This is a genomic window from Brucella sp. TWI432, assembly GCF_039674445.1.
Lineage (GTDB): Bacteria > Pseudomonadota > Alphaproteobacteria > Rhizobiales > Rhizobiaceae > Brucella > Brucella chromiisoli.
Genome location: NZ_JBDJNL010000001.1, coordinates 911678 through 924810, shown reverse-complemented (window position 1 = coordinate 924810; position 13133 = coordinate 911678). Strand labels below are relative to the sequence as shown.

Below are 13133 nucleotides of genomic sequence, written 5' to 3'. Positions count from 1 at the left end.
CACCGCCACAATTTTCACATGAAGCAACGGTTAATGTTTGCATCATTCGTCATGGTGTCGCGCGAATTCGGTTGCCTTGAACATCCGGTAACATGTCTGCAGCCGCATGACTAAAAATTGGGGGAACGAAAGTTTTAAATTTGGCAATGGCAAAAGGTCTGACAAAAACCCTTTCTATCGTGGCAGCGCTCACTGCCGGCATTGGCATGCTTGGTGGTGCCGCAATGTTTGTCACAACATCAATGCCAACCGCGAGTATTGCTGCCGAAAAGACAATCAGCGGCAAGGCCTCCTATCGTGAGCGCATTGCGCTTCCCCCCGAAGCGCACCTTATCGTGCAGCTCATTGATGTTTCTCGCGCGGACGCTCCTTCCAAGACAATTGGGGAGACACGGATAGAAGCACCACAAGGCTCACCGATCCCCTTTGCGATCAGCTTCGATACAGACCAACTCGAACCACAGCACAGCTATGCCTTGCAGGCACGCATTGCTGCCGGTGATACCTTATGGTTTGTCACTGACGAGCGTTACACGGTTGATCCCAAAAATGTCACAGCCCCCATCGAACTCAAGCTCGTTATGGTCCGTAAGGGCACAGACGATACCGTTGCAATCGGGATCGAAGGCAAAGACTGGCTCGCGGAGGATATTCAGGGCGGCGGCGTCATCGATACTGCCCAGACCACTCTTATGGTTGATTCCGATGGCACAGTGAGCGGCTCCGGCGGTTGCAACCGTTTCATGAGCAAGGCAACGATATCAGGCAGCAATATTTCTTTCGGTGAAATTGGTTCGACCTACATGCAGTGCCCACCTGCACTGATGAATCAAGAACGCAAGTTCCTCGATGTGCTCGGCAAAACACGTTCATACAAAATGGATTCTGGAAAACTTGTCCTGATTGATGAGAGCGGCGACGAGTTGGCAAGGCTTGCACAGAGCCTTTGATCGTCTCAAATGCAGCAATAAAATAAGCCCGGTCTTGCGACCGGGCTTTTTCAATCCATCTGACTTCTTTATTGCATTATCCTACGCAAAACCGCGCTGCACTTTTGCTGGAAATGCTGAATTAGCCGACGATTTCTGTACCGGAGAACCAGTAAGCGATTTCTTCAGCAGCCGTTTCAGGAGCGTCCGAACCATGAACCGAGTTTTCGCCGATCGACAGTGCGAATTCCTTGCGGATCGTGCCAGCGTCTGCGTTTTCCGGGTTGGTTGCGCCCATGACTTCACGGTTCTTGGTAATTGCGTTTTCGCCTTCGAGAACCTGAACGATTGTCGGACCCGAAGACATCGAGTCAACCAGTTCACCAAAGAAAGGACGCTCTTTATGAACTGCGTAAAAGCCTTCAGCTTCGCGGCGGCTCATCCAGACGCGCTTGGAAGCAACAACGCGCAGACCAGCTTCTTCAAGCTTGGCAGTAATCGCACCGGTCAGGTTGCGGCGGGTTGCATCAGGCTTGATCATGGAGAAAGTACGTTCGATTGCCATATGACACCTTGTATGATGGAAAATTCGGAAAGTGGGGTTCTATAACCGTGATAGGCCCGATTGCCAAGGGGGAGCGCCTCACCCAACGCGCTTATCAGCTTGAGAGAGCAGAAAATTGGCTGCATAGAAGGGGAATTCGATTCACCAGAGCGTCATATGTCTTTCGGGATGCAAAATAGCTGCTCTGTCGTTATGTCTTTGGCGTTATCTCATACAAAGACGCTGTGCGCTTTTGCTGGAAATGCCTTCGGGGGGAAAAATCATGGAACAGCACTTTTTAATGTTCGCTCATTACAATCACTGGGCCAATGACTTGCTCTATTCAGCAGCGGCTGATCTGAGCGACATCGACTATCGAGTAGATCTCGGCCTGTATTTTGGATCGATACACCGCACGTTTAATCACTTGCTGGTCACAGACCGCATCTGGATGAAGCGCTTTACCGGCGAAGGCGACCATCCCAACCAGCTTGATGCCATCATCACCGATGATTTCATCAAGCTGCGAGATATGCGAAAGGCTGAAGATGAGCGCATCTGTCAATATGTTGAAAGCATGAATGCTGAACAACTTGCTGGACGCTTCACCTACATGACAGCAACCAATGTGCGAACGATCAGCCAGCGGGTCGCCCCGGCACTCGCCCATCTCTTCAACCATCAAACGCACCATCGTGGGCAAATCCATGCAGGACTCACACGGTTGCGTGCGGATGCGCCATCGCTTGATCTTATTCAGTTTCAGCGCAGCGAAGCGGGCCGCCGTTTCGCCTGATAGCGAATAGTTGATACTTGCGGAAATATCTCAAGCCGTGCAAAAGCCTTTTCACCATGCTTATTCTTGACGACATCTCCGTACGAATCGCCGGACGCCTCCTGATCGACCACGCCAGCATCACGCTGCCAGCGGGTTCGAAGACAGGTTTTGTCGGCCGCAACGGCACCGGAAAATCGACCCTGTTTCGTGTCATCACCGGCGATCTCGCCTCTGAGACCGGCAATATTTCCCTGCCGAAAAATACACGTATTGGTCAAGTAGCGCAGGAAGCGCCCGGCACAGAAGATGCGCTCATTGAAATCGTCATGAAAGCGGACAAGGAACGTGCAGCGCTTCTTGAAGAGGCGGAGACGGCAACCGACCCGCACCGGATTGCTGAAATTCATACACGCCTTGCTGACATCAATGCCCATTCAGCGGAAGCGCGCGCAGGCGCGATCCTGTCAGGTCTTGGTTTCAACGCCGAAGCACAGCGCCGCCCCGCTTCCGCCTTCTCAGGCGGCTGGCGTATGCGCGTGGCGCTTGCAGCCGTGCTTTTTGCCGAACCCGATCTGTTGCTGCTCGACGAGCCGACCAACTATCTCGATCTTGAAGGCGTGTTGTGGCTGGTTGATTATGTGAAGCGTTATCCGCACACCGTCATCATCATCAGCCATGATCGCGATCTGCTCAATTCGGCTACATCGTCAATTATGCATCTCGACCAGAAGAAAATCAGCTTCTGGCGCGGCAATTATGATCAGTTCGAACGGCAGCGCCACGAAATGCTGGAGCTTCAGCAAAAGGCCCATGCCAAGCAGGAAGCGCACCGCAAGCATATGGAATCCTTTGTAGAGCGGTTCCGCGCCAAGGCGACCAAGGCACGTCAGGCACAATCGCGCATGAAGGCTCTGGAAAAGCTCAAGCCCATTGAGCTTTATGTTGAAAGCAATGTGCAGCCATTTCGTTTTCCCGATGCAGAGAAGAAAGCCGCTTCGCCGATTATCGCATTGGATAATGCCGATGTCGGTTATGTGCCGGGCAAGCCGGTTTTGCGCAATGTGACGCTGCGTATCGACAATGATGACCGCATTGCACTGCTCGGTTCAAACGGCAACGGTAAGTCGACGCTTGCCAAGCTGATTGCCGGTCGGTTGCAGCCGGAAAAAGGAACGCTGACGCTTTCGCCCAATCTGAAAGTGGCGTTCTTTGCGCAACATCAGATGGATGATCTCATTCCGGAAGACAATGCAATTGAGCATGTGCGCAAGCTCATGCCGGGCGAGCCGGAAGCAAAGGTGCGTGCGCGTGTTGCCCAGATGGGGCTTTCGACAGAAAAGATGCTGACACCTGCCAGAGATCTCTCTGGTGGCGAAAAAGCACGTCTTCTGATGGGGCTTGCAACCTTCCATGGTCCGAACCTGCTGATCCTTGACGAACCGACCAACCATCTCGACATCGACAGCCGTGAAGAACTGGTTCATGCGCTCAATGCCTTCAATGGCGCCGTTATCCTGATTGCGCATGACCGTCACCTGATCGAAGCAACCATGGAACGTCTGTGGCTGGTGCGTGAAGGGGCTGTGAAGGCATTCGATGGCGATCTGGATGAATATCGCCAGATCGTTCTGGCCGATGCCAAGGGCGAACAGGTTTCAGAGCGCGACGAAGGGCCGAAGATCAACAAGGCAGAGCAGCGCAAGCTTGCCGCCCAGAAGCGTGAGACATTCGCGCCCTTGCTCAAAAAGATCAAGGAAACCGAGAACTTGATGCAGAAACTGCAGAAACAGATTCAAGGGTTCATCACGCAATTGGAAGACCCCGCCCTTTATGAGAAAGAGCCACAGAAGGCGATACGCCTCAACAAGGAAATGAGCGAAGCAAAATCAGCGCTTGCCGATGCGGAAGACAAATGGCTGGAAATGTCTTCCGAATATGAAGAAGCAATGGCCGAATAAGTTTCTATTCAACCCGCCGTCGAATGCGCGTGCGCATCAGCGCATAGACACCGAGCACACCAAGGATGAGTCCGATCGTTGTATAAGTCTCACCCGCTTCCTCAGCACCGCGTCTCAGCACGAGTTCGGCCTTTGAGAGTTGCAAACCATCCGTATTGCCCTGAACAGCGTGAAATGCATAAGTGCCAGACAAGACAGGATCGATATCGCCTGCACTCTGACGCAAAACACTTCCATCCTGCGGACGATCCGTGTTGATGGAACTGCTGCCGGAAGCAAAATCCAACCCCTGTGAAAGAACTGGGAAACCATCACGGCTGACAGCCAGAGTTATCGCCGAACGGCGTTCAGCTGGTACATAGCCCGGCAATGGCGTGGCATCCACGAAAATACGAACCGGTGCATCGCTCGCTTCAAGCTTAACTTCCTGTGTAATGAAGCCAGCCTGACGGCTTTCAAGAATCGGCCAGCGCCCAATCTCATCGCCTGTGAAATGGCGCATATACCATGGGTAGCCGAGGGCCAAACCGAAGCCCGCCACAATCATTGCGATAAAGACGGCACGCATCAGGCTTTGCGCTCCCAACGACGATCCGGTGTCTGTTGCCAATAGGTCAAATCGTGGTTCCCCATCTTGAAAGTTTTCCACTGGGCGCGCGCATTTTCAAGCTGCTCCTGATTATGACCATCAAACATGACAACCAGCCGATCATAAGGGCTTGCATCTTCAAGCGCCGCCCCCTCCACAAGAAAGCGGACAGTGGCGCCATTCAAATTGGCTTGCGATGTGGTCAGCAAGACCGGCTGATGCTCAGCAAGCGGCTCATGATCGGTGCCATGGGCCACAAAAGACGTATCCGAGAAAGTCCACAAAAGACTGTCTAAAGCGTCACGCCGTTCCTCGGTCACAGCCTGAATGACGACGCGCCATCCACGTGTTATCGAACGTTCGACAAGGCCCGGAAGCGCTTCATCCAGCGTCGATTCTGTGAGGTGATAAAAGAGAATTTCAGCCATGCGCTCTTTGTATAGGATTTGGCGGGGCTGAGAAAGCGATTCACCTTCTCAGCCCATACCGTTGTTTCTGAATCGAAATCAGCTTTCGAAGTTATCCCGCACAAGACGGTCCAGCAGACGAACGCCATAGCCCGACGCCCAAGTCTGGCTGTATTCGTTGGTTGGGGATGCCATCGCCGTTCCGGCTACATCAAGATGCGCCCAAGGTGTATCACCGACAAAGCGCTTGAGGAACTGTGCTGCCGTAATTGAGCCGGCGTAGCGACCCGAACTGTTTTTCATGTCGGCAAACTTGGAATCGATCATCTTGTCGTATTCCTTGCCCATCGGCATACGCCACAGCTTTTCACCTGTTGCCTGACCAGCGTCATAAAGCTGGTCTGCGAGCTCATCATCATTGGAGAACAGACCCGCATGGTGTGTGCCAAGCGCCACGAGAATCGCACCCGTCAGCGTCGCCAGATTGATAATGAACTGCGGCTTGAAGCGATCATTGGTGTAATAAAGTGCATCTGCCAGCACGAGACGGCCTTCGGCATCCGTGTTGATGACTTCGATCGTCTGGCCGGACATTGACGTTACAATGTCGCCGGGACGCTGCGCATTGCCATCCGGCATATTTTCGACAAGTCCAATAACGCCGATTGCATTGACCTTGGCCTTGCGTCCTGCGAGCGCCCGCATCAATCCGGTGACAGCAGCAGCGCCGCCCATGTCACCTTTCATTTCTTCCATGCCAGCGGCAGGCTTGATCGAGATGCCGCCCGTATCAAACACCACGCCTTTACCGACAAACGCTACCGGCTTTTCCTTGGCTTTGGCACCCTGCCATTCCATGACAACGAGACGCGGTGGGCGAACAGAGCCCTGCGCGACCCCCAACAAAGAGCCCATGCCCAGCTTCTTCATTTCCTTTTCGCCGAGAACCTCGACCTTCACGCCAAGCTTTTCAAGCTTCTGCGCTTCCTCAGCAAACTCGACAGGGCCGAGAATGTTGGCTGGCTCATTGACCAGATCGCGTGCTTTGAGCACGCCATCGGCAACGGCGTCAGCAACTTCAAGGGCTCTTTTGGCGCTATGAACATCAGCAACGTGAATGTGAACCTTTGCAGAATGCTTTGGCTCGTTGTTTTCTTCATTTTTGCGGGTTTTATAACGATTGAAGTCATAAGAACGCAGAATCATGCCCAGAGCCACATCGCCTGCTTCGTCGCCAGCGATTGTGGTTTCCGGCAGCGCAAGCGTGAGTGTCGCGCGTTCTGCCTTGCCGATTCGCGAAAATGCGGCTCCGCCAATTTTGACCCAGTCGTCATTACCAAGTTCGCCGGGGTCGCCCGCACCAACCAAAACGATCTTATCAATACCGCCTTCCGTCGTTTCAATGGCTTCGGCAGTTTTACCCAAAGCACCCGAAAAGCCAGAGATTTCAATGATGCGCGCAATTTTTTCTGACCCGCCAACGGCCTGCGCGGCTTCTTCTGAAAAGCCGCCGCCCTTGGCAACCAGAACGATGCTTACGCCTTTATGGGGGGCTGAAAATTCACTGAAAGAAATGGAAGGACGTTTCGACATAACAACTCCAAACAAACTCAGACCATGAGATGACACGATTGTGTCGCGACTTTTCCTTACTCATGTGAGACGAATATGGCGAAACGGCAAGAGTGACGTTCAATGAAAATCAGTTTTGCGTTAACTCGAATAAAAACTTGCGAGCCTTGGATATGAACCTATCTTGTCTTACAGCGAAAATAGATGAAAACGGGTTGCGTCGATTATTCCAATGGCTTTAGAGACACGGTCGCTGGTATCAACCAAAAAACTTTAGTAATCTGTTAACCTAATTTCTTTGGCTAATTTTAGCCAAGTCCAATTAGTGTAGCTGTTAATTTTCGAGCCACGATTCTGTTTAAGGGTCAGGCTTTTTCAACGGAACCAGGATGTAAACTCCACCCATGAGATTGATCGAGTTGTACATCCTGCGCCGCGTGGCGGTCATGTTCTTAGCGGTACTCGGTGCTGCTGTGGGCATTACGTGGACAGTGCAAGTGCTTCAACGTGTGGATTTTCTCACCACCAGCGGCCAGTCCATTCAGACAATCATCCAGTTCAGTTCGTTACTTATTCCGTCTGCAATCCCTCTGGTTATGCCATTTGCGCTGATCATTGCCATTACGCAGACACTTTCGACGATGAACCAGGATTCCGAACTTGTCGTCATCAACGCCTCGGGCGCGCCACGCAGTGCCGTCATGCGTCCGATTTTGATACTCGCAGCGATTATCTCGCTCGTATCGTTTCTGGTTGCGAACTACGTCGATCCCTATGCGCGCATGAATATGCGAGCCATGATCGCCAATGCGAGCGCGGATATGCTCAATGTCGTTGTACAGGAAGGCAATTTCCGCAAACTCGCCGATAATCTTTATATCCAGATCGCAGAGCGCCGCCCCGATGGCAGCATTGGCGGTCTGTTCATCGCCGATTCCCGCGACCCGACGCTTGATCTGATTTACTATGCAGCAGACGGCAACATTGCCACCACGCCCGCAGGCGACATGTTGCTGATGAAGGATGGGGAAGTCCAGCGCAGGGATGTTTCTGACGGTACGGTTTCGATCATCAAGTTCAATTCTTATGCATTTGATCTCAGCCAGTTCACATCGGCTGGCGACGATTTTGTTATTTATGCCAAGGATCGTCCGCTGTCCTATCTGCTTAACCCGGATCCGAACGATCCGATCCTGCAGACGCGTCCTCTTCGTTACAAAGCGGAATTGCATCGTCGCCTGACAGAATGGCTCTACCCGATTGTGTTTGCGATGATTGCCCTTGCCTATGCCGGTGACTCGCGCTCGCACCGCGAAGCCCGTGTCTCTGCGTCCTTCTCGGCGATCAGCACTGCATTGCTTGTCTATTGGGCTGGCTATTTCTCGGCTGACCGTGCGGACAAGGACGAAACCTATATTTTCATCATGTATCTGATACCGCTCGGTGTGATTCTGTTGACTGGTTTTGCCCTTTTCACGGGACGTCGTATCGGGCTTCCTGACAAGTGGAACGATCGCATTCTTGATGGCTTTGATCGCTTCAGGGGGTATGCCTCCGGCACTTATAATCGTGTGCTTGGCCGACTGCGTAAAAACTCAGGAGGGCACGCATGATTGGCTGGACCCTTGGGCGTTACTTCTTTGTCCGCTATGTGCAGATTACATTCTATTTTTTGCTCGGCATTTTCGCGCTGGCTCTGCTGCTCGACTTCACGGAAAACGCCAGCAAACTTGCAAATCTTCCGGGCTATTCCGTTTGGATCGCGCTTGGGATCTCTGCAATGCGCGTTCCCTTCATCATGCAGCAGATGATCCCCTTTGTGGCCTTGTTTTCCGCCATGGCGACGCTGATTTCGCTCAATCGTAAGTATGAACTTGTCGTTGCGCGTTCGGTCGGGGTTTCGGCGTGGCAGTTCCTGCTGCCAGCTTGTTTTGGCGCTTTGCTGTTTGGTCTGGCGACGATCTTTATTCTCAATCCGTTTGCCGCTTACGGTTTCTCGAAAGCCGATGAAATCGCTTCCAACTGGAAGACTGGCAAAGTGACGGACGTATCAGCGTTGCGTGATCCATGGCTTCGACAGAAGACCGATGAAGGCGAAACGATTATTGGCGCCAAAAGCATTCTGGATCGCGGAACAACGCTTGCCGATGCGACCTTTATTCAGTTCGATGACAAGAAGAAAATCAGCAATCGCTATGATGCGCGCACCGCGAAGCTTATGGACGGTCACTGGGAACTGACCGACGTCACACAATTCTCGCGCGGTGAAGAGCCGCGCAAAATGGAAAGCTTCAGTATTCCGACGCAGCTGCGCCCGGAATATGTGGAAGAAAAGCTCGCCTCCCCCGATACGATTCCGTTTACGCAATTGCGTCACAAGATCGAGGTTGCGCGTTCTTTCGGTTATTCGGCAAACGCATTTGACATGCAATACCAGTCACTTCTGGCCTTACCTGCGCTCTTGATGGCAATGACGCTCATTGCTGCAACAGTGTCATTGAAATTTGTGCGCTTTGGTCAGTCCGGTGCGATGATTCTGGGTGGCGTTGTTGCTGGCTTCATGCTTTATGTCGTTTCAGTCTTGGTGAAGGCATTCGGGAATGCGGGATTCGTTCCGCCATTCGTTGCTGCCTGGGTTCCAGTTGTTATTGCGACATTTTTTGGTGTCTCCTTTTTGTTGCATAAGGAGGATGGTTAGTGGGTTTGAGTAACACCCGCATGGTATTGCCCCATTCATTCTCGCGTCTCGCACGCGGGACGGCTTTGGTGTGCGCCCTTGCTATACCTTTCATTTCAGTCGCAATTCTCCCTTCGCAGGTTCATGCGCAGGACGCTCTCGGTGCAAATTACCAGAGCGATCCCAATGCGCGCATGATTTTGCAGGCGGATGAGCTCGTCTATGATCGTGACGTCAATGTTGTTACCGCTCAAGGTAAGGTGCGCATCGAATATGATGGCAATCGCCTCGTTGCGGATCAGGTAACGTACAATCAGCAGACCCGTCGCATGACCGCGACAGGCAATGTCGAGATCGTCGAACGCGACGGTAACAAGATTTATTCCGATCATCTGGATGTGACGGATAGTTTCCGCGATGGCTTCGTCAATGGTCTGCGCGTTGAGACGACAGACAACACGCGCTTTGCAGCCGAAAGTGCGGAACGCAGCAATGGCGAGATCACCACATTCAATAATGGTGTCTACACAGCCTGTCAGGCTTGCGAAAAGAATCCTGACAAGCCGGTTCTCTGGCAGATCAAGGCACGCAAAATCATTTGGAACAGCGCGACCAAAACCGTGCGTTTCGAGCGCGGCAAGTTTGAACTTTTCGGAATGCCGCTCGCTTATTTCCCCGCTTTCGAGATGGCTGATCCAACAGTCAAGCGGAAGAGCGGCTTCCTGTTTCCGGGCTTTGCATATAAAGACAAGCTCGGTTTCGGCATCAAGAACGCTTACTTCTGGGCGCTTGCACCCAATTATGACCTGACACTTTCAACCACTGCTTACACAAAGCAGGGTTTTCTGACACAGGCTGAATGGCGTCATCGTCTCGAGAACGGCACCTATAATCTCCAGATCGCGGGCATTCACCAGATGAAGCCCGGCGAGTTCGATGCGAACACAATTGATCGCGAAGAAAAAAATCGCGGGATGATCGCATCGAAAGGTGATTTCGACATCAATGCGCGCTGGAAGGCTGGCTGGGATATTATGGCCCAGACTGATCGGAATTTCAGCCGCACATATAGCTTGGAAGGTTATTCAAGCCAGACACAGGTTTCCAATATTTACCTGCGCGGCATCAATAATCGCAATTACTTTGACCTCAACTTCTATCGCTTCAACGTGCAGGAATCCTATCCTGTCACATCTGATTATAGCGATGTGGAGATGCACTCAAAGCAACCTTGGGTTTTCCCAAGCCTCGACTATTCTTATACAGCACCTGAATCCGTTTATGGCGGCGAGCTGAACTTCACCAGCAATTTGCAGGTTCTTTACCGCAAGAACGCAAATTACGCTTATACTTATGGTAAGTTGCCTGATGGGTCTTGGGGGAAAGTAACTCCTGACTACCCACGCATTCCGGGTTTCAGCGGTACAAATACCCGCCTGACAGGTGAAGTTGAGTGGAAGCGCACGATCATCACCGATTCCGGTCTCGTGATTACGCCTTTGTTGGCGCTTCGCGCCGATGCGATCAACGTGAGTACGAATTTTGATCCCGCTGTCGCGGGTTTCACGGATGCGGTGGTTAAATCTGAGGCACTACGTGCGATGGCGACTGCGGGTCTTGAACTGCGCTGGCCGATCCTGTTCTCAAGCACAAGTTCGACGCATATTCTGGAGCCAATTGCCCAGATCTATATGCGCAACAATGAACGCTATGCAGGCCAGCTTCCAAATGAAGATGCGCAGAGCTTCGTGTTTGATGCGACGAATCTTTTCTCGCGTGACAAGTTCTCCGGCTATGATCGCGTTGAAGGGGGCACTCGCGCCAATTTCGGGCTGCGTTATTCGGGCAGCTTCGACTACACCGATTGGAATCTTTACGCCCTTGGCGGTCAGTCGATTCAACTCGGCGGTTTAAACTCGTTCGGTACGAGCGATTTTGTCAATGTCGGCGAAGATTCGGGCCTGCAGGATGCGCGTTCCGACTATGTTGGCATGATTGGAACGTCGAATTCAACCGGCCTCGCATTTGCAGCCCGTGGACGCTTTGATAAAGACAGCCTCGCACTCAAACGCGGTGAACTTGAAGCCCAACAGAACTGGTCTCGCCTGAGCGTTTCCGCGCGTTATGCTTATATCGCGCCGCAGCCTGCATACGGCTATTCGGAATTGCGCCAGGAAGTCAGCGGCTCCACAAACGTCAAGGTCAATGACAACTGGCGTGTGTTTGGTTCGGGTACCTACGATCTGGTTTCCGATACATTGGTTCGCGCCTCGTCCGGTCTTGCCTATGACGATGAGTGCTTTACCTATTCGATGGCTTACGTACAGACGCGTAATCCGGGTGAAAGCAAGGCAACGCATAGTGTGGGCTTCAATATATCGTTCCGAACACTCGGCGATATTGGGAGCGGTTCACAGTCCTTCTAAAAGAAGAAAAACCGGACGCAGCCAAACTGCTTCCGGTTTTTTGGTCTGAATACTACGCGCTTTTATCAATTTTATTGAGCCAAGCCTCTTCAAAGACGTCGTAAAATGCTCGCGGGTCATTGTTTCGCCGCACTGGGTCCTCTATACAGTCATCTTAATATGATTGGCTTGTATTGGGGTCGCTTTGTCGTGCGAACCTCTGATACGTTACAAGATCAGGCGAAGCTTTGCGTTGCCGACCTGAAGGAACCGGGAAAGAAAGATGATGTTTGCTAAACCTCTTTTCGCCTCCATGATAGGCGCCGCCGTATGCTTCACGGCGCTTGGATCGGCTGCGATGCTGAGCCCGGCCCATGCCGCGTCAAATTCAGCAGAGGCCAAGATCATTGTCTCGGGTAATGTCATTACCAATGGTGACATTCAACGCCGCGTCAACTTTTTGAAGTTGCAGCGCAAAGGTGGCAACCTTAACCAGACCGCTCGTCAGGAACTGACGGAAGAAATGCTCAAGCGCATCGAAATGAAGACGCGCGGCATGAACATTTCCGACAAGGAAGTCGACGAAGCTTATGCTGGGTTTGCATCGCGAAACAAGATGAGTGTCGCCCAGCTCAATCAGGTTATGAATCAGGCTGGAATTACGCCTGACCATTTTAAAAAATACATCATGGTCCAGATGGGCTGGGGCCGTCTTGTCAGCGCCCGTTTCCGCGCAACGGGTATGGTCAGCGAGCAGGATGCGGTACAGCGCATGCTCAAGGATGGTGGCAAAAAGCCGGTCGCAACCGAATATCAGTTGCAGCAAGTTATCTTTGTTGTTCCCAGCGCAAAGCGTTCGCCAGCGGAAATGGGCAAGCGCCGTCAGGAAGCGAATGCATTGCGTTCGCGTTTCCAAAGCTGCGACAGCACGCGTCAGCTTACCAAAGGCATGATCGACGTCACTGTGCGCGATCTGGGACGCATTATTGAGCAGCAGCTTCCGGGCGAATGGGCCAAGGACATAAAAGCCACCAGCGTCAATCGTGCGACACCTCCGCATGACACGGAAAAAGGCGTAGAAATTCTCGCAGTGTGCTCGACACGTCAGGTTTCCGATGACCGCGTTGCACAGCTTGTTTTCTCAATGGAAGGTGCCGATTCTGCATCCGGGCAAGAGAAGAAAGCCGAAGCGTTGAGCAAGAAATATGTCGATGAACTGCGTGAAAAGGCAACCATCGTTAATCGTTAAAGCCTTGGCAGTCGCCAAGTGACAG

11 protein-coding genes are annotated in these 13133 nt (G+C 52.3%); 7 read left to right on the top strand and 4 right to left on the bottom strand.

All coding sequences use genetic code 11. From position 1 onward, the window contains the following. Positions 1-146 precede the first annotated feature (146 nt). Complete coding sequence (locus ABE527_RS04560; protein WP_499693593.1) at positions 147-950, top strand: META domain-containing protein; 804 nt, start codon at positions 147-149, stop codon at positions 948-950. 121 nt (positions 951-1071) lie between these two features. Here ABE527_RS04560 and ndk read toward each other — a convergent pair whose 3' ends face one another. Next, positions 1072-1494: a nucleoside-diphosphate kinase gene (gene ndk, locus ABE527_RS04555; protein WP_499696243.1), complete on the bottom strand. Its 423-nt coding sequence runs from the start codon at positions 1492-1494 to the stop codon at positions 1072-1074. Positions 1495-1756: 262 nt separating this feature from the next. Between ndk and ABE527_RS04550 the strand changes: the two genes are divergently transcribed. Next, positions 1757-2269 carry a DinB family protein gene (locus ABE527_RS04550; RefSeq protein ID WP_499696242.1) on the top strand — a complete coding sequence of 171 codons (513 nt, stop codon included), beginning with the start codon at positions 1757-1759 and terminating at the stop codon, positions 2267-2269. A gap of 56 nt (positions 2270-2325) precedes the next feature. Further along, positions 2326-4209 carry an ABC-F family ATP-binding cassette domain-containing protein gene (locus tag ABE527_RS04545; RefSeq protein WP_499696241.1) on the top strand — a complete coding sequence of 628 codons (1884 nt, stop codon included), beginning with the start codon at positions 2326-2328 and terminating at the stop codon, positions 4207-4209. A 4-nt stretch (positions 4210-4213) separates the two neighbouring features. On the opposite strand, the gene bspB is transcribed toward ABE527_RS04545, so the two are convergent. The 3 genes from bspB to ABE527_RS04530 form a co-directional block, all read right to left on the bottom strand. Further along, the gene (gene bspB / locus ABE527_RS04540) at positions 4214-4777 is read right to left on the bottom strand and encodes a type IV secretion system effector BspB (protein WP_499696240.1); all 564 of its coding nucleotides are present in this window, start codon (positions 4775-4777) and stop codon (positions 4214-4216) included. Continuing rightward, positions 4777-5226, bottom strand: a complete 450-nt coding sequence (locus ABE527_RS04535) for a DNA polymerase III subunit chi (protein WP_396996887.1) — start codon at positions 5224-5226, stop codon at positions 4777-4779. Before ABE527_RS04535 ends, bspB begins: the two co-directional genes overlap by 1 nt. Positions 5227-5304: 78 nt before the next feature. Next, on the bottom strand, positions 5305-6798 hold the full coding sequence (locus ABE527_RS04530) for a leucyl aminopeptidase (protein ID WP_265983297.1): 1494 nt from the start codon (positions 6796-6798) through the stop codon (positions 5305-5307). 383 nt (positions 6799-7181) lie between these two features. On the opposite strand from ABE527_RS04530, the gene lptF reads away from it, so the two are divergent. From lptF to ABE527_RS04510, 4 genes are all read left to right on the top strand, one after another. After that, entirely contained in the window at positions 7182-8390 is a 1209-nt protein-coding gene (lptF, locus tag ABE527_RS04525; protein WP_396996885.1) for an LPS export ABC transporter permease LptF, read from the top strand. After that, complete coding sequence (gene lptG, locus ABE527_RS04520) at positions 8387-9475, top strand: LPS export ABC transporter permease LptG (RefSeq protein WP_499696239.1); 1089 nt, start codon at positions 8387-8389, stop codon at positions 9473-9475. Before lptF ends, lptG begins: the two co-directional genes overlap by 4 nt. Positions 9476-9495: 20 nt before the next feature. After that, complete coding sequence (locus ABE527_RS04515) at positions 9496-11880, top strand: LPS-assembly protein LptD (protein WP_499696328.1); 2385 nt, start codon at positions 9496-9498, stop codon at positions 11878-11880. 262 nt (positions 11881-12142) lie between these two features. Then, positions 12143-13108 (top strand): SurA N-terminal domain-containing protein, encoded by a 966-nt coding sequence (locus ABE527_RS04510; RefSeq protein WP_265983292.1) that lies wholly within the window; start codon positions 12143-12145, stop codon positions 13106-13108. Positions 13109-13133: the final 25 nt, after the last annotated feature.